Genomic DNA, 16,734 nt, shown 5'->3' on the forward strand with positions numbered 1-16,734 from the left:
AAACCGAAAATGTGCCAGCCTGCCGCGCGCGCCATTGCCGCGATGGCCTAAACCACCATGCCCATGTTAAGCCCGACCAGTTTCGTCTCTCAATTGCCGGCCCATGACCAGTCCTGAACATACCGCGATTCCGCTCACAGCCACCGCCCCTTCCCCGCTGAGCGGACGCTTCGCGACGCCAGGCGACAAGGCGATTTCTCATCGCGCGCTGATCCTGGCAGGGCTGGCGGTGGGCCAGTCCACCATTAATGGATTGCTTGAGGCCGATGACGTGCAGGCGACGGCGGCGGCGCTGCGGCAATTGGGCGTAACAATCGTCAAGCAGGGCGATGCCTATATCGTCTCAGGCCTTGGTGTGCGGGGGCTCGGCCAGCCTGCGGGCGAACTCGATCTTGGCAATTCCGGCACCGGCGTGCGCCTCCTGATGGGGCTTTTGGCCCCATATGACTTCGCCACCAGCTTTACCGGCGACTCCACGCTGACCCGCCGGCCCATGCGGCCATTGCTCGATGCCTTGCGCGCGATTGGCACAAAGGTGACCAGCGCCGAGGGTGACCGTCTGCCGCTGACGCTGGAAGGTCCCGCCATGGCGCGACCCATTCATCACATCTCGGTGACGCCATCCGAACAATTGAAGTCGGCGCTGCTGCTGGCGGGGCTGCACAGCCCCGGCACGACGACGATTGTCGAAAAGGTGCCGACGCGCGACCACACCGAAAAGCTGCTGGCGGCGTTTGGCGCTGAGATTGCCACCAGCGTTGACGATGCGGGCACCGCAACGATCACTCTGGCGGGTATGCCTGATCTGCGGCCCCAGCATGTGGTGGTCCCCGGCGATCCGTCTTCGGCGGGCTATGGCATTGTCGCCGCGCTGATCGTGCGCAAATCCGATCTGCTGGTGGAAAACGTGCTGATCAACCCGACGCGGACCGGGTTGATCGATACCCTGCTCGAAATGGGCGGGGACATTCAGTTTATCAATCAGCGCGAAACCGGCGGCGACATTGTTGCCGATCTGCGCGTACGCTCCTCGCGCATGAAGGGGGTGACGGTCAGCGCCGAACATGCCGCTTTGATGCTCGACGATATCCCGACCCTGGCGGTTGCCGCCGCCTTTGCCGAGGGGCCGACGCTGATTGAAGGGCTTGCCGAACTGCGCGAGCAGGAATGCGACCGGCTGGCCGCGACGCTGGCAGGGTTGAAGGCCAATGGCGTTGACTGTGCGCTGCGTGGCGATGCGCTCTCCATCACCGGGACGGGCAAGGTCACCGGCGGTGGCATGGCGCAGTCCTTTGGCGATCATCGCATTGCCATGAGCTTTCTGGTGCTGGGGCTTGGTGCAAAAAAAGGCGCCAGCGTTGATGACAGTGTGCCGATCTCGGCCAGCTTCCCCCATTTTGCCGCAACATTGGCCGCTCTTGGCGCCCAGTTCGATCCTGCCGAGAAAGGCCAGCCATGATCATCGCCGTTGACGGACCCGCTGCGTCGGGCAAGGGCACTCTGGCGGGCGGCCTCGCCAATTATTACGGGCTGCCTTATCTCGATACCGGACTGCTCTATCGCGCCGTCGGCCTCGCCATTTCGGGCCACGAGGATCGCCCAAACTTTGAGACAGTGGCCATCGCGGCAGCTCAAGCGCTCGACGCCAGCCATCTGACCGATGTGGCCGAGCTGACCACGGCGCAGACTGGCGTGCTGGCCAGCAAGGTTGCGGTTATCGGTGGTGTGCGGGCGGCTTTGTTCGACTATCAGCGCAATTTTGCCACCCAGCCGGGCGGCGCGGTGCTGGACGGGCGCGATATCGGCACCAAGATCTGCCCCGAGGCCGATGTGAAGCTCTTCATCCAGGCCGACAGCAAGGCGCGCATGGAGCGGCGCGCGCGCCAGCTGGAATCGCGCGGCGTGGTGGTTGATCGCTATGCGCTCTATCACCAGATAGAAGAGCGGGACGCCCGGGACTTGGCCAATCCCAATGGCGGCTTCTACAAAGCGGACGACGCGCACTTGCTCGATACGACGCTTCTCGATATAGAGGCCGCACTCCGCGCAGCCATCGCGATTGTCGATGGGACCATGGCGCGCAAGGCAGGGTCTTAGGGCCTTAATCCAACCTTGTGCGGTTCGGCCCCGGCCATCACCGAGCGATGCTACGGGAAACTACCGCAAATCAACGTTTTGATCGGGCGCTCGCGCGCCGGCATTTCCTCGTGAAATGGCGGGTTTCCGGTCCTTCAACCCCAAACCACCGGTGCAACGGAGAAGATATTTGGCACAGCAAACTGTGACGAAAGAAGATTTTGAATCGCTGCTGATGGACTCGTTCGTTGATAACGAACCCCTAGAGGGTGCCGTTGTTAAGGGCACCGTCGTTGCGATCGAAAAGGACCTTGCGATCATCGACGTCGGTCTGAAGACCGAAGGCCGTATCGCACTGAAGGAATTCGGCCAGGCTGGCCGTGACGGCACCATCAAGGTGGGCTCGATCGTCGAGGTCTATGTTGACCGCGTCGAAAACGCTGCCGGTGAAGCCGTTCTGTCGCGCGAGAAGGCTCGCCGCGAAGAGAGCTGGGTCAAGCTCGAAGAAATGTACAACAACAATGAGCGCGTTGAAGGCACCATCTTCAACCAGGTCAAGGGTGGCTTCACAGTCGACCTCGAAGGCGCCATTGCGTTCCTGCCACGTTCGCAGGTCGATATCCGCCCAATCCGCGATATTGCTCCACTGATGAACGTGCCACAGCCTTTCCAGATTCTGAAGATGGACAAGCGTCGCGGCAATATCGTCGTGTCGCGTCGTGCTATCCTCGAAGAGTCCCGCGCAGAACAGCGTTCGGAAATCGTCCAGCAGCTCGAAGAGGGCCAAGTTGTCGACGGCGTGGTCAAGAACATCACCGATTACGGTGCGTTCGTTGATCTCGGCGGCATTGACGGCCTGCTGCACGTTACCGATATCGCATGGCGTCGTGTGAACCACCCGTCCGAAGTGCTCACGATCGGCGAGACCATCAAGGTCCAGATCGTTCGCATCAACCACGAGTCTCACCGTATCTCGCTGGGCATGAAGCAGCTTCAGGCTGATCCATGGGACGGCATCGAAGCCAAGTATCCGATCGAAGCCAAGTTCACCGGCCGCGTCACCAACATCACCGACTACGGTGCGTTTGTTGAGCTGGAGCCAGGCATTGAAGGCCTGATCCACGTGTCCGAGATGAGCTGGACCAAGAAGAACGTCCACCCCGGCAAGATCGTTTCGACCTCTCAGGAAGTCGAAGTTGTCGTGCTCGAGGTCGATCCCGACAAGCGTCGTATCTCGCTTGGCCTCAAGCAGACCCTGGCAAACCCATGGGAAAGCTTCGCCGAGAAGTTCCCAGTCGGTTCGGTCATCGAAGGCGAAGTCAAGAACAAGACCGAATTCGGTCTGTTCATCGGCCTCGACGGCGATGTGGACGGCATGGTTCACCTCTCCGATCTCGATTGGCAGAAGTCGGGCGAAATCGCTCTGGAAGACTACAACCGCGGTGACATGGTTTCGGCCAAGGTCCTCGACGTTGACGTCGAAAAGGAACGCATCTCGCTGGGCATTAAGCAGCTGTCGACTGGCGAGACCTCGTCGGACGCACCAGCTGGTGCTGATCAGGGCGGCATCCGCAAGGGCGCTGTGGTCACCGGTACCGTTGTTGAAGTCAACGAAGGCGGCATCGAAGTCCGCATCGCTGACACCGAAATGACCGCCTTCATCCGTCGTGCTGACCTCAGCCGCGATCGTAACGATCAGCGTCCAGAGCGTTTCAGCAAGGGCGAAAAGGTTGACGCTCGCGTCACCCAGTACGATCGCAAGACCTCGCGCATCCAGCTGTCGATCAAGGCACTGGAAATCGCCGAGGAAAAGGAAGCCGTCGCTAACTACGGTTCGTCCGATTCGGGCGCATCGCTGGGCGACATTCTGGGCGCGGCCCTCAAGGATCGCGAAACCAAGTAAGCTTTACTTGTTCGAACCCGGGCCCGCGCTTCACAGCGCGGGCCTTTTGCTTTCTAACATCAGTCCATGAGTACGCGATTGCATTGGCGCCCCCTGACGACGCTCGACCTGCCCGCTGTGGAGGCGATCGCTGCTATCGTTCACCCGGCTTTCCCCGAGGATGCCGCGGTGTTTGCCGAGAGGCTTGCGCTGTATCCCGATGGCGCGCGCCTGCTCGAAGTCGACGGCGTTCCCTCCGGCTACATCCTCAGCCATCCCTGGCGCTTCAAGGCGCTGCCCGCGCTCAATGCGCAACTCGGCGCCATCCCGGCCGATGCCGACACCTATTACGTGCATGATCTGGCGCTGCTCAATGCCGCGCGCGGCACGGGTGCTGCTGCAATGATTGTCGGTGATATCCTGCGCCTGGCCAGGGCCGGTGGCTACGCCACCATGAGCCTCGTCGCCGTCAATGGCTCGCTGCCGTTCTGGTATAAACACGGCTTCCGCACGCTCGACGTTCCCGAGCTCACTGACAAGCTCAACAGCTACGAAGCCGCCGCCCGTTTCATGGTCAAGCGGTTGACCTGATCGGCGGCGGTCGCTACGCCAACGGCACTGACGATGCGAGGCACTGATGAGCGAGCAGCCGACGATTGATCCCATCCGTAAGGCTGATGAGCCCCATGCGGTGATGGCAGCCGAGATTTATCGCCGGTCACGGGGGCTCTGGCGGGTGCTGGCATTTGTCGCTCTGGCCGTCGCTGTCATCGCCATTGCGGCGCGCTTTGCGCTGCCGTCGACCGGCGCAGGCGCTCACATCGCGCGCGTGGTCGTCGATGGCACGATTTCCAGCGACCAGGGGCGCCTCAGGGCGCTTGCTGACCTTGGCGACGACGATGCGGTCAAGGGCGTGATCATCTCGATCAATTCTCCGGGTGGCACGACGGCTGGCGGCGAGGAGCTCTACGAGGCGCTCGGCCGGCTGCGGGCCAAAAAACCGACCGTGGCGGTGATCAACGAGCTGGGCGCGTCGGCGGCCTATATGACGGCGATTGCCACCGATCAGATTTTCGCGCGGCGTCTGTCGATCGTGGGCTCGATCGGTGTGCTGTTCCAGCACGTCAATGCCGGCAAACTGCTCGACACTATTGGCGTGGAGCTCGACAAGGTCGCTTCGGGGCCGCTCAAGGCCGAGCCCGATTACAGCAAGCCGATGGAGGGGGCGGCGCGCGCATCCATCGCGGCGCTGGTTGATGACAGCTTTCAGTGGTTCGTCGATGTCGTGGCCGAGCGGCGCGGCATGGAACGCCCCAAGGCGCTGGCTTTGGCCGATGGCCGGATCGTGACGGGACGCATGGGCGTCGAGACCGGTTTGATCGACGCCATTGGCGGCGAGCTTGAGGCGCAGGCCTGGCTGGAGGCCGAGCGTGCCGTCCCTGCCGATCTCGATGTTGTGACCGTCTGGCCTCTTCCGCAGGGCGATTTCAACTGGATTGCCTCATTTTTAGGCGGACAGGCCCGTGCGGCACTCGGATTACCCGCTGAAGGCCCCATTACGCTTGACGGCATGGTGTCGCTTTGGCAGGTTGGCGCTGCCTCATAAGTGTAGAGGTGGGCGGCCTTAAATCCGGAGCCAGGAATGATTAAGTCGGAACTCGTCGAGAAACTCGCGGCGGAAAATCCACATTTGTTCCAGCGCGACATCGAAAACATCGTCAACGCCATCCTCGATGAAATCGGGGACGCCATGGCGCGGGGCGACCGTGTTGAACTGCGCGGCTTTGGCGCGTTCTCGGTCAAAAACCGTCCCGCCCGCGTCGGTCGCAATCCGCGCACCGGCGAACAGGTGGACGTGGGCGAGAAATACGTGCCACAGTTCAAGGCAGGCAAGGAAATCCGCGAGCGGCTCAACCGCTCGTAAACGGGGCTAAGGCTCCATCGGAAATACGCGCTTATGGTCAGTAAAATCGTCGGCTGGTTGGTGCTGGTTCCGCTTTGTGCGGTGCTGATCGTGTTCGCCCTCGCCAACCGCCAATTTGTCATTGTTAATTTCAATCCGTTCGCATCCGTCGATCAGCTTGCAGCGCCTGGCTATGGTGTGCCGCTTTTCGTGGTGCTCTACCTTGTTCTGCTGATCGGCGTTTTGCTGGGCGGCATTGCGACCTGGTTCGCCCAGGGCCATCATCGCCAACGCGAGCGGCACTGGCGACGCGAAGCCAATCACCTCACCAGTGAGCTGTCTGCCCTGCGCAAAAGTCAGGGCCAACCCGCGACCAGCCCTACGGCTGATGTCGACGATCTCTTGGAACTCCGCTGAGTATAGAAATGGCCGATCAACCGATCGTCAAAATCTGCGGCATCAAAACCTCCGCTATCCTTGAAGCAACCATCGCGGCGGGCGCCGATATGGTGGGTTTTGTTCACTTTCCGCGCTCCCCCCGTCACGCCTCGATCGAGGATATCGCCAACCTCATCTCGGAGGCGCGTGGCCGCGTTCAAACCGTGGTGCTGCTGGTCAATCCCGACAACAGCACCGTCGCCGAAATCGCCGCGCTGGGTCCCGACTGGATCCAGCTGCATGGCCCCGAAACACCCCATCGTGTCGAGGCCATTCGTGCCGAGGCGGGCGTCGAGATCATGAAGGCTGTGCCCATCGGCTCGGCCGAAGACGTTACCCATGTCGCCAGTTTCCTCGATGTTGCCGACCGCATTCTGGTCGACGCCAAGCCGCCCAAGGGGGCCGATCGCCCCGGTGGGCTGGGTGAGACCTTTGACTGGGGGCTGCTCAAGGCGCTTGACCCGTCACTCCCCTTCATGCTTTCCGGGGGCCTGACACCTGATAATGTCGCTGACGCCATAAGGTCCGTGCGCCCGTTTGGGGTGGATGTGTCCTCCGGGGTCGAAAGCGCGCCGGGCGTCAAGGACGCGGGCTTGATCGAAGCCTTCATCCGCAACGCGCGCGCCGCCCTCTAAGCCAAGCCCTTCGGTCATGCGGCCGAAAGGTCGATAATTCGAAGGATATCAGCAGTGGAAACCGACGGTCTGAACTCGCTGCGAAACGGGCCTGACGAGCATGGCCGGTTTGGCATTTATGGCGGCCGTTTCGTCGCTGAAACGCTGATGCCGCTGATCCTGGATCTCGAGGCGCATTATCGCGCCGCCAAGATCGATCCGGCTTTTGCCGCCGAGCTGTCGGATTTGTCGACCCACTATGCCGGGCGGCCCAGCCCGCTGTATTTTGCCAAGCGCCTGACCGATCATCTCGGCGGGGCCAAGGTCTGGTTCAAGCGCGAAGAGCTCAACCATACCGGCAGCCACAAGATCAACAACTGCCTCGGTCAGATCCTTCTGGCCAAGCGCATGGGCAAGACGCGCGTCATCGCGGAAACCGGCGCGGGGCAGCATGGCGTGGCGACGGCCACTGTCTGCGCCAAGTTCGATCTGCCCTGCACGATTTTCATGGGCGCCACCGACGTCGAGCGCCAGCGCCCCAACGTGCTGCGCATGAAAATGCTGGGCGCTGAAGTGCGCGCTGTGACGGCTGGCGCCGGTACGCTCAAGGACGCCATGAATGAGGCGCTGCGCGACTGGGTGACCAATGTCGACAGCACCTATTACCTGATCGGCACCGCGGCAGGCCCTCATCCCTATCCAGAGATGGTGCGTGATTTCCAGTCGGTGATCGGCACCGAACTCAAGGAGCAGTTCTTCGCTGCCGAGGGCAAGCTGCCTGACGCCGTGGTGGCCTGTGTGGGCGGCGGCTCCAACGCCATTGGCACGTTCCATGCGTTCCTTGATGACGCATCGGTCAAGATCTATGGCGCCGAAGCGGGCGGCCACGGCATCGACACCGACAATGGCCACGCCGCCTCGATGACCGGTGGTCGTCCCGGCGTGCTGCATGGCAACCGCACCTATCTGCTGCAGGATGCGGATGGCCAGATCCTTGAAGGTCACTCGATTTCGGCGGGTCTGGATTATCCGGGCGTGGGCCCAGAACACTCATTCCTGCATGACAGCAAGCGCGTCACCTACGCGCCGATCACCGACAATGAAGCGCTCGAAGCCTTCCAGCTCTGCACCAAGCTCGAGGGCATCATCCCCGCGCTGGAATCAGCACACGGTCTGGCGCAGCTTATGAAGGTCGCTCCCACCATGGACAAGGATCAGTCCATCGTGCTGTGCCTGTCCGGGCGCGGCGACAAGGACGTCGAAAGCGTCGGCAACTATCTGGGGCTGCTGTAGTCATGACCAACCGTATCGATGCCCGTTTTGCCGCTCTGAAGGCCGAAAATCGTCCGGCGCTGGTGACTTTCATTATGGGTGGCGACCCAGACCTTGCCACCGGCCAGGCCATTCTCGAAGCGCTGCCGCAGGCTGGTGCTGACATTATTGAACTGGGTATGCCCTTTTCCGATCCGATGGCCGATGGCGTGGCCATCCAGCTGGGCGGCCAGCGGGCTCTCGCGGCGGGGCAGACCCTGCGTGGCGTGCTTGGCATGGTGGAAGATTTCCGCCGCAAGGACGAGCACACCCCGATCGTGCTGATGGGCTACTACAACCCCATCTATGTGTTCGGCGTCGACAAGTTCCTCGCAGCCGCCAAGGATGCCGGTGTAGATGGACTGATCGTCGTCGATCTGCCCACCGAGGAAGATGATGAGCTGTGTCTGCCCGCGCTCAAGGCGGGGATCAACTTCATCCGCCTGACCACGCCCACGACGGACGACAATCGTCTGCCGGTCGTGCTCAAGAACACCTCGGGCTTTGTCTATTATGTATCGATGACCGGCGTGACCGGCGCGGCGATCAAGTCGCGCGGCGCAGTGGGTGACGCGGTTGCGCGCATCAAGAGCCACACCGACCTGCCAGTCGCTGTCGGTTTTGGCATCAAGACCGCCGAAGACGCTGCCGATATCGGTCGCTATGCCGATGGCATCGTGGTGGGCTCGGTGCTTGTCGAAGCCGTACGCACGTCGCTGGACAATGGCAAACCGACCGATCGCACGGTGAGCGCCGTGCGCGATATCGTTGCGGATCTGGCTTCGGGCGTAAAGCGCGCCCGGGCTTAACTCCCACTACATGCCTATCTCCACCCTCGGGCGTGACCCGGGGGTGCGCGCGGTGAGCGTGAGCGGGGATGTATGCGGTACAATCCACAAATGAGTGGGTTCTGCACTTTGCTCTCGGCCCTTCGGCCTGATAACAATTGCCACAATTGACCCCTAGGTGACGTTACCGTCCCATTGCGAGGCTCGCCATGAACTGGATCGATAACTTCGTCCGCCCCAAAATCCGCTCCATCCTCGGCCAGAAGCGCGAGATTGGCGAAAATCTATGGGTCAAGGACCCCGAGTCCGGCGAGATGGTGTTCTACCGCGATCTCGAAGCCAATCAGTGGGTCGTGCCCAATTCTGGCTACCACATGAAGATCAAGCCGGTAGACCGGCTCAAGACCTTCCTCGATGACGGCAAATATGATGTCGTGCCGGTGCCCCCTGCGGCGCAGGACCCGCTGAAATTTCGCGCCCAGAAGCGCTATGTCGACCAGCTCAAGGAAAACCGTGCCAAGACCGGCTATGACGATGCCGTGCTGGTGGCGACCGGCAAGCTCTACGAGCGCCCCGTGACGGTTGCCGTGCAGGATTTCGATTTCCTTGCCGGCTCGTTGGGCATGGCCGCCGGACAGGGCATCATTACCGGGCTTGAAACCGCCGTTCAGCTCAAGACCCCGTTCATCCTCTTCGTCGCCTCGGGCGGCGCGCGCATGCAGGAAGGCGTTCTGGGCCTGATGCAGATGCCGCGCACCACCGTCGCCGTGCTGCGCCTGCGCGAAGCGGGCCTGCCCTTCTTCGTCGTGCTGACCAACCCGACCACGGGCGGCGTGACTGCGTCTTACGCTATGTTGGGCGACGTGCAGCTGGCTGAGCCCGGTGCCCTGATCGGCTTTGCCGGTCAGCGTGTTATCGAGCAGACCATCCGCGAAAAGCTGCCCAAGGGCTTCCAGCGCTCGGAATATCTCTATGAGCACGGCATGGTCGATATGGTTGTGCATCGCCATAACCTGCGCTCGACCATTGGCTCGCTCGCCGGGATTTTCACGAAGGCAGACGCCTCACCTGAACTCACCAGCTCGGCGCCGGCGATTGCCCGGGCCAGCCTCCGGGACGCAGCTGTGGCAGCAGAGGGTGTGGATGACGATCTGGCCACGCCGCCAAACCCTGCTCACGCTGAATAACGTCTTAACCCGCACTTAAAGGGTATTGCTTAGTCTCCCGTAACAGTCAGCGAAGGGGCGTGAAAACCGCCCCTGCGCTTGCTGTTCTGGGGGGAAGTTCGTGTTCAAATTATCCATGCCAATCGCCCGAAAACTGCCACTGGCACTTTTGGGCTCCGCTCTGCTCGTCAGCCTGGGTGTCGGCCTGGCGAGCTACACAATCGGTAGTCAGGCCCTGAGGGAATCTGCCGAATCCACCTTGGTGACGCTGGCCAATGAGCGCGCAGCCAAGGTCTCGACCTATCTCAAATCGGTGGAAGACGACCTGATCGCGACCTCGCGCTCGGATGCGACCATTCAGGCTCTGCGCGACCTGGGAAGCGCGTGGATCCAGTTCAAGGTCGACCCGACAGCCGAAGCGCGTCAGATCTATGTGACCGACAATCCGCATAAGGATGATCTGTCCGCGCTCGATACGCTGGGCACTAATGGCGCCTATGACGTGCCCCATACCCGCTTTCATAACGGCTTCCGTGGCCAGATCGCGGTGCGTGGTTATCGCGACCTCTATCTGTTCGACCTCAAGGGATTCCTGGTCTACTCCGTCAACAAGCGCGACGATTTCGGAACCAATTTCGCGCCCGGCGGCGCGTTTGCCGATACCAGCCTGGGACAAGTGTTTCAGCAGGCGCTGGCCATCGATGATGCCGACACCATCGTTTTTGCCGACTTTGCGCCCTATATCGCAGCCGACAGTCAGGCCGCGAGCTTTTTCGCTAAGCCCATGTTCAATGCGCAGGGCCGCAAGGTGGGTGTACTGGCTTTCCAGCTTCCCGCCGAGCGTCTCGACGAAGTCATCGGCGACCGGACCGGTCTGGGTGACAGCGGCGAAGTGATCGTTGCCGGTTCCGACGGTCTGCTGCGGACCAATTCGATATTCTCGGATGCCAACGATGTGCTGGTGACCCCGTTTGCCAGCCCCGTGCTCGATCTGGCTCTGGCTGGCACCGCCAATGAAGGCGAAACCAGCGCCTATCGTGGCACCGACATGCTGGCCGCCGCTGCGCCCATCACGACACGCGGTGCGCCATGGGCCGCCGTGGCCGTGATGGCAACCGATGAGGTCTTTGCGCCCATCACCAATATGCGCAACATGATGCTGCTGATCGGCGCGGCGCTGCTTGCGGTTGTGGCGGCCGTCGGACTGTTGTTCTCACGTACGATCACAACCCCGATCACCCGGCTCACCAGCACCATGCAGGCGCTGGTCAGGGGTGAACTCGATGTCGAAGTGCCCGGCGCCCACCGTCGCGATGAGCTGGGCGCCATGGCTGCGGCCGTGGAAGTGTTCCGCGAGAGCGGCAAGCAGGTGGCCCGCATGACCGAGGCCGAGGCCGCGCAGGTGCTGGCCAATCAGGCCGAGCGCGCCAAGATGATGGTGACCCTGCAGCGTGCCTTTGGCGAGGTGGTGGATGCCGCCATTGCCGGTGACTTCAGCCGCCGCGTCGATTCCCAGTTCCCCGATGCCGAACTCAATGGCCTGGCACGCTCGGTCAACTCGTTGGTTGATACCGTCGATCGTGGTCTGGCTGAAACCGGCGACGTTCTGTCGGCCCTTGCTGACGCCGATCTGACGCAGCGGGTTGAGGGGCACTATGAGGGGGCTTTCGCCCGGCTCAAGTCAGATACCAATGCGGTGGCAGAAAAACTCGGCGAGATCGTCGGGCGGTTGCGCACCACATCGGGCTCGCTCAAGATCGCCACGGGTGAAATCCTCTCCGGCGCGAACGATCTGAGTGAACGCACCACCAACCAGGCCGCGACCATCGAGGAAACCTCGGCCGCCATGGATCAGTTATCGGCAACGGTTTTGGGCAACGCCAAAAAGGCCGAGTCCGCCAGCGAACAGGCCGCAGTGGTCTCGCAGACGGCGATGCAGGGCGGCGAAGTGATGAACCAGGCGACCGAGGCGATGGAGCGGATCACCGCCTCCTCGGCCAAGATCTCCAACATCATCGGCCTGATCGACGATATCGCGTTCCAGACCAACCTGCTGGCGCTCAATGCCTCGGTGGAAGCGGCGCGCGCAGGCGATGCAGGCAAGGGCTTTGCCGTGGTGGCCGTGGAAGTGCGGCGTCTGGCGCAATCGGCGGCCGGCGCCTCGCGCGACGTCAAGGTTCTGATCGACCAGTCGGCGACCGAAGTCCGAAGCGGCTCCAAGCTGGTCTCCGACGCGGCGGCCAAGCTGGAATCCATGCTGTCTTCGATCCGCGACAATACCAAGGCGTTGGAGACCATCGCCCAGGAAAGTCGCGAGCAGGCGACGGCGCTCGATCAGGTGCATACGGCCGTGCAGCGGCTCGACCAGATGACCCAGCACAATGCTGCGCTGGTCGAGGAAACCAATGCTGCCATCGAGCAGACCGAGGCACAGGCCAGCGAGCTCGACCGGATCGTCGACGTGTTCAATGTCAGCGGTCATCGCATCGTCCACCAGCCGTCCGAGCCCGCCCATCGCGGTGCCCGTTCGGTGCGGGACAAGCTGAAATCTGCTGCCGGTTCCTATCTCAATCGCGGCAATGCGGCGGTGGCAATTGATCCGGAATGGTCCGAGTTCTAGGACCGGGCAAACCCAAAGCGTGGGGAGCGATCCTTCCCATGCTTTTGCATGTTGAGACTGGCTTCGATCAGGGCTAACTCAGGGGCTCATATATCGGGGTCCTGCCATGTCGCGCACAGATGCCATCCTCAAGCGTCTTTCGGAACTGCATCCAAAGCTGATCGATCTCAGCCTGGATCGCATGCTGCCGCTGCTCGACGCACTGGGCAAGCCGCAGGCCAAGCTGCCGCCGGTGATCCATGTGGCGGGCACCAATGGCAAGGGCTCAACCATTGCCTATCTGCGCGCCTTCCTCGAGGCCGCTGGCAAGACCGTCCACGTTTACAATTCCCCCCATCTGGTGCGCTTCAATGAGCGCATCCGTCTGGCCGGCAAACTCGTCGACACCCGCCGCCTCAATGCCACCCTGGAGCGGGTCGAGGCGGTCAATGCGGGCAACGCGATCACCTTTTTCGAGGTGACGACAGTTGCCGCCTTTGTGCTGTTCGCTGAGACGCCTGCCGATTACCTGCTGCTCGAAACTGGCATGGGCGGGACGTACGACACAACCAATGTGGTCGAGCATCCTCTCGGCACCATCATCACCCCCGTCGATCTCGACCATCAGGCTTTTCTGGGCAACACCATCGCCGAGATCGCCGTGAGCAAGGCGGGTATCTTCAAACGCGGCGCCAAGGCGGTGATCGGCGTGCAAAAGGAAGAGGGGCGCGTGGTGCTCGACAAAGCCGCGCGACGACTGGGCATCACGCCGGTCTGGCAGGGCGAGGACTTCCACGGCAGCGCTCAGGATGGCCGGCTCGTGTTTCAGGACGAGGACGGTCTGCTCGATCTGCCGCCGCCCGCGCTGTTCGGCATCCACCAGTATGATAACGCGACGCTGGCCATCGCTGCAGCGCGCCATTTCGGTCTGCCGATTGACGCCGACGCCTTGGCGCGTGGCCTGCGCAATGTGGTCTGGCCCGCGCGCATGACGCCCATCAAGGGCAAGCTGCGCGATCTGCTCGATCCGGCGTCCGAGCTCTGGCTCGACGGCAGTCACAACGCCCATGGCTCGGCCGCGCTGGCCGCCGCCATGCGGACCATGAACGAGAGCCGTCCCGCGCCACTGGTGCTGATCATGGGCATGATGAACACCAGATCACCGCAGGATTTCCTGGCCCACTTCAAGGGGCTGGCCGAACAGGTGATCACGCTCACCATACCCGGCGAAGCCAATGCCCATAGGGCGGACTATATCGCCGCCGAGGCGCGGAAGGCCGGGTTTGCCGCCCGGCCCAGCCGCTCGGTGCGCGCGGCGCTCAAGACCGCGTCGGTCCTTCCCGGCGCGCGTGTGGTGATCTGTGGCTCGCTGTATCTGGCGGGCGATGTTCTGGCGAAAAACGGCACCCCGCCGGATTAATACTTGCCCTGTTCGCTCCCGACAAAGGGGTCAACAGGGCTGGTGCCAGCAAAGGGGCGCCGTCCCAGAATGGCTTCCACCACAGCTGCCTGCAGCGCCTCGCTGGAGCCATAGGCGTTGACATAGGCGGGCACGCGCGGCGCGTCGTAGAGATAATAGGGGTAGCCGAACGAGATCATCAACGTCGGGATGTCGTGCCAGTAGCGCGCCATGGCGCCGAACACTGATCCGGTGAGCTTGACCCAATCGAGGAAAATCCGGCTGCGGCCAAGCGTGGTTTCCTCGGCAAACAGATACAGCACCAGATCGAAGTCCTTGGGGCTGACATTGAGGCTGGGCGTATAGAGCGTGACCTCAAAGCCTTCCTTTTCCAGCCGCTCCGGCACGCTGAGCGGCAGAGGATGGGGCACGAAGGGCAGGATCACCCCGCCTGAGAACACCAGCACGCGCTTGTGCTTGTTGGGTGCGATCGGCACTACGCCCGTCACGTCCTTGACCAGTGTGGGCACCCGAGCGGTGACGCTATCGACCGTCATCCGGCTCTGCTCGCTGGACACCACTGCCTGCGCGTTTGCCAGGCTCAGGTCAGACCGTTGCTTGTGCAGGCCCAGCGCCGCCTTGAGCGCCAGAACGCGCGTCACGGCTTCATCGACCCGCTCCTGCGTCAGCCGTCCGTCGGCGACGGCTTTGACCAGCCGCATCAGATCGGCATTGGAATCGTCGGAGAAGAGGATGACGTCGCAACCCGCGATCACCGCTTCAGGCAACACCACATCGCGCGGGCCCCAATCGCCCATGCCCGCCATGGGCGTCGCGTCCGAGACAATGAGGCCATTAAAGCCTAGCTGGTCGCGCAGCAGGGTCTGGTTGAGCACCCGGCTGAGCGATGCCGGACGATAGGCTTCGGCGCCTGCATCGGGATCGAGTTCGCGCACAAAGGCGGGGAAGGCGATGTGCGCGGACATGACGCTCAACACCCCGGCGTCGATGGCCTTGCGATAGAGCCGACCAAAGCTGGTCTCCCATTCGCTGATGGAGAGCGGGTTGACGGTCGTCACCAGATGCTGATCGCGGTCGTCATAGCCTTCGCCGGGCCAATGCTTGACTGTGGCGGCGACGCCATTGGCCTGAAAGGCCGCAATCTGCGCCAGCGCATGGCGCTCGATCTTGTCGATATCGCTGCCATAGGAGCGCGTGCCGACGATGGCGCTACGGAAGGCCGCATTGATGTCGATGACCGGGGTGAAGCTCCAGTTGAGCCCCACGGCGCCCGCCTCCTGCGCCATGATGGTGGAGATGGCTGTCGTCGCCTCCACATCGTCAACCGCGGCAAGGCCTAGTGGATTGGGCACGCTGCTGCCAAACGGCAGGCTCATGCGGCTGCCTTCAAGATCGGCGCTGATGAACAGGGGGATAGGGCTGTTGCCGTTCAGCTCGTTGGCAAGGCTCACCTCGCTTGCCAGATCGCTGGAATAGATGCGGGTGATGCCGCCGGGGCGGAAATTGCGGACGGTTTCGGCGACTTCAGCCGGAGCGCCGCGTTCCAGCAGCACAAAAAGCTGGGCGAGCTTGTCGCGGGGCGTCAGGCCATCGCGGGTCGTATTGACCCAGGCGATGGCCGCGTCATCAAGATGGAACGGGGCAGCTGAAAGATCGATGGCGGCCAATGGGTATCCTCCCCAAGTCTTCTTTTGACAGAAGAATTAGCAGAGAACGGGCCGCTCTGTCTCAGGCGGCGTGGGATTCCAGCCACTTGACCAGCTGCGCGCGCGACTGGCCTGCACCAACCTTCATATCGACCGGCTGGCCGTTCTTGAAGATCACCAGCGTCGGCATGGCGCGGATGCCGTATTGGGTGACGGTGGATGGATTGCTGTCGACGTCGAGCTTGACGATATTGACGGTGTCGGTGAGGTCGCCCGCCACCTGCTCGAGGATTGGGTCCATCGCCTTGCAAGGGCCGCACCATTCCGCCCAGAAATCCACCAGCACCAGTTTGTCGGATGCCAGAACCTCTGTTGCGAAATCGGCGTCAGTCACGTGGTGGGCCATCGTCTTCTCCATCGGTAAGTTACGATGGAGATTAGCGGGAGTCGTCGCGCCTGGGAAGCGGCACAAAACATTGTGCGCGTGGGCAAACAAAAACACCGCCGGATCGCTCCAGCGGTGTTTCGAAGTCTGATGGCCAGCCGGGATTAGACGGCGTGGCTCTCCAGCCATTTGGTCAGGCCGGCCTTGGGCGTGCCTGCACCGATCTTCATGTCGGCAGCTTCGCCGCCCTTGAACAGGATCATGGTTGGAATAGAGCGGACGCCGTACTTGACGGTCGTGGACGGGTTCTCGTCGATGTTGAGCTTGACGATCTTGACCTTGCCGGCCAGCTCAGTCGACAGCTCGTCGAGAACAGGTGCGATCGCGCGGCACGGCCCGCACCACTCCGCCCAGAAATCCACGAGGACGGGCTCTTTGGAGTTAAGGACTTCCTCGCCGAAATTGGCGTCGGAAACGTGAGTAGTCATGGTGTTCTAGCCTTTGGG

16 protein-coding genes are annotated in these 16,734 nt (G+C 62.2%); 13 read left to right on the forward strand and 3 right to left on the reverse strand.

Annotated features, from left to right (window positions below):
• Positions 1 to 103: 103 nt before the first annotated feature.
• The 13 genes from aroA (at position 104) to WH87_RS09370 (ending at position 14,197) form a co-directional block, all read left to right on the forward strand.
• Positions 104 to 1,459 carry a 3-phosphoshikimate 1-carboxyvinyltransferase gene (gene aroA / locus WH87_RS09310; protein WP_046139379.1) on the forward strand — a complete coding sequence of 452 codons (1,356 nt, stop codon included), beginning with the start codon at positions 104 to 106 and terminating at the stop codon, positions 1,457 to 1,459.
• Positions 1,456 to 2,097: a (d)CMP kinase gene (locus tag WH87_RS09315; protein WP_046139378.1), complete on the forward strand. Its 642-nt coding sequence runs from the start codon at positions 1,456 to 1,458 to the stop codon at positions 2,095 to 2,097. Before aroA ends, WH87_RS09315 begins: the two co-directional genes overlap by 4 nt.
• Positions 2,098 to 2,266: 169 nt before the next feature.
• Positions 2,267 to 3,979 carry a 30S ribosomal protein S1 gene (gene rpsA / locus WH87_RS09320; protein ID WP_197410767.1) on the forward strand — a complete coding sequence of 571 codons (1,713 nt, stop codon included), beginning with the start codon at positions 2,267 to 2,269 and terminating at the stop codon, positions 3,977 to 3,979.
• 66 nt (positions 3,980 to 4,045) lie between these two features.
• Positions 4,046 to 4,549 (forward strand): GNAT family N-acetyltransferase, encoded by a 504-nt coding sequence (locus tag WH87_RS09325; protein WP_046139377.1) that lies wholly within the window; start codon positions 4,046 to 4,048, stop codon positions 4,547 to 4,549.
• A 46-nt stretch (positions 4,550 to 4,595) separates the two neighbouring features.
• A complete protein-coding gene (gene sppA / locus WH87_RS09330) occupies positions 4,596 to 5,564 on the forward strand; it encodes a signal peptide peptidase SppA (RefSeq protein WP_052726472.1) in 969 nt (322 codons plus the stop codon).
• 36 nt (positions 5,565 to 5,600) lie between these two features.
• Positions 5,601 to 5,882 carry an integration host factor subunit beta gene (locus WH87_RS09335; protein WP_035099264.1) on the forward strand — a complete coding sequence of 94 codons (282 nt, stop codon included), beginning with the start codon at positions 5,601 to 5,603 and terminating at the stop codon, positions 5,880 to 5,882.
• A 33-nt stretch (positions 5,883 to 5,915) separates the two neighbouring features.
• Positions 5,916 to 6,278: a lipopolysaccharide assembly protein LapA domain-containing protein gene (locus WH87_RS09340; protein WP_046139376.1), complete on the forward strand. Its 363-nt coding sequence runs from the start codon at positions 5,916 to 5,918 to the stop codon at positions 6,276 to 6,278.
• Positions 6,279 to 6,286: 8 nt separating this feature from the next.
• Positions 6,287 to 6,934: a phosphoribosylanthranilate isomerase gene (locus WH87_RS09345; protein WP_052726471.1), complete on the forward strand. Its 648-nt coding sequence runs from the start codon at positions 6,287 to 6,289 to the stop codon at positions 6,932 to 6,934.
• Positions 6,935 to 6,988: 54 nt separating this feature from the next.
• Positions 6,989 to 8,206, forward strand: coding sequence for a tryptophan synthase subunit beta (trpB, locus tag WH87_RS09350; protein ID WP_197410768.1), 1,218 nt, complete (start codon positions 6,989 to 6,991; stop codon positions 8,204 to 8,206).
• Between the two features lie 2 nt (positions 8,207 to 8,208).
• On the forward strand, positions 8,209 to 9,033 hold the full coding sequence (trpA, locus tag WH87_RS09355) for a tryptophan synthase subunit alpha (RefSeq protein ID WP_046139373.1): 825 nt from the start codon (positions 8,209 to 8,211) through the stop codon (positions 9,031 to 9,033).
• Positions 9,034 to 9,221: 188 nt separating this feature from the next.
• A complete protein-coding gene (gene accD / locus WH87_RS09360) occupies positions 9,222 to 10,199 on the forward strand; it encodes an acetyl-CoA carboxylase, carboxyltransferase subunit beta (protein WP_046139372.1) in 978 nt (325 codons plus the stop codon).
• 100 nt (positions 10,200 to 10,299) lie between these two features.
• The gene (locus tag WH87_RS20015) at positions 10,300 to 12,798 is read left to right on the forward strand and encodes a methyl-accepting chemotaxis protein (protein WP_156458174.1); all 2,499 of its coding nucleotides are present in this window, start codon (positions 10,300 to 10,302) and stop codon (positions 12,796 to 12,798) included.
• Between the two features lie 106 nt (positions 12,799 to 12,904).
• Positions 12,905 to 14,197 (forward strand): bifunctional folylpolyglutamate synthase/dihydrofolate synthase, encoded by a 1,293-nt coding sequence (locus WH87_RS09370; protein WP_046139371.1) that lies wholly within the window; start codon positions 12,905 to 12,907, stop codon positions 14,195 to 14,197.
• Here WH87_RS09370 and WH87_RS09375 read toward each other — a convergent pair.
• From WH87_RS09375 to trxA (WH87_RS09385), 3 genes are all read right to left on the reverse strand, one after another.
• Positions 14,194 to 15,864: a glycoside hydrolase family 3 protein gene (locus WH87_RS09375; RefSeq protein ID WP_046139370.1), complete on the reverse strand. Its 1,671-nt coding sequence runs from the start codon at positions 15,862 to 15,864 to the stop codon at positions 14,194 to 14,196. The genes WH87_RS09370 and WH87_RS09375 overlap by 4 nt on opposite strands.
• A gap of 61 nt (positions 15,865 to 15,925) precedes the next feature.
• The gene (trxA, locus tag WH87_RS09380; RefSeq protein ID WP_197410769.1) at positions 15,926 to 16,249 is read right to left on the reverse strand and encodes a thioredoxin; all 324 of its coding nucleotides are present in this window, start codon (positions 16,247 to 16,249) and stop codon (positions 15,926 to 15,928) included.
• A 143-nt stretch (positions 16,250 to 16,392) separates the two neighbouring features.
• A complete protein-coding gene (trxA, locus tag WH87_RS09385; protein WP_046139368.1) occupies positions 16,393 to 16,716 on the reverse strand; it encodes a thioredoxin in 324 nt (107 codons plus the stop codon).
• Between the last annotated feature and the right edge of the window lie 18 nt (positions 16,717 to 16,734).

Origin of the sequence: Devosia epidermidihirudinis (assembly GCF_000971295.1) — a bacterium.
Lineage (GTDB): Bacteria > Pseudomonadota > Alphaproteobacteria > Rhizobiales > Devosiaceae > Devosia > Devosia epidermidihirudinis.

Excerpts from the sequence above, each read along its gene's own strand:
- aroA (WP_046139379.1), top strand. The coding sequence starts at position 104 with ATGACCAGTCCTGAACATACCGCGATTCCGCTCACAGCCACCGCCCCT.
- WH87_RS09315 (WP_046139378.1), top strand. The coding sequence starts at position 1,456 with ATGATCATCGCCGTTGACGGACCCGCTGCGTCGGGCAAGGGCACTCTG.
- WH87_RS09325 (WP_046139377.1), top strand. The coding sequence starts at position 4,046 with ATGAGTACGCGATTGCATTGGCGCCCCCTGACGACGCTCGACCTGCCC.
- sppA (WP_052726472.1), top strand. The coding sequence starts at position 4,596 with ATGAGCGAGCAGCCGACGATTGATCCCATCCGTAAGGCTGATGAGCCC.
- WH87_RS09335 (WP_035099264.1), top strand. The coding sequence starts at position 5,601 with ATGATTAAGTCGGAACTCGTCGAGAAACTCGCGGCGGAAAATCCACAT.
- WH87_RS09340 (WP_046139376.1), top strand. The coding sequence starts at position 5,916 with ATGGTCAGTAAAATCGTCGGCTGGTTGGTGCTGGTTCCGCTTTGTGCG.
- WH87_RS09345 (WP_052726471.1), top strand. The coding sequence starts at position 6,287 with ATGGCCGATCAACCGATCGTCAAAATCTGCGGCATCAAAACCTCCGCT.
- trpA (WP_046139373.1), top strand. The coding sequence starts at position 8,209 with ATGACCAACCGTATCGATGCCCGTTTTGCCGCTCTGAAGGCCGAAAAT.
- accD (WP_046139372.1), top strand. The coding sequence starts at position 9,222 with ATGAACTGGATCGATAACTTCGTCCGCCCCAAAATCCGCTCCATCCTC.
- WH87_RS09370 (WP_046139371.1), top strand. The coding sequence starts at position 12,905 with ATGTCGCGCACAGATGCCATCCTCAAGCGTCTTTCGGAACTGCATCCA.
- trxA (WP_197410769.1), bottom strand. The coding sequence starts at position 16,249 with ATGGCCCACCACGTGACTGACGCCGATTTCGCAACAGAGGTTCTGGCA.
- trxA (WP_046139368.1), bottom strand. The coding sequence starts at position 16,716 with ATGACTACTCACGTTTCCGACGCCAATTTCGGCGAGGAAGTCCTTAAC.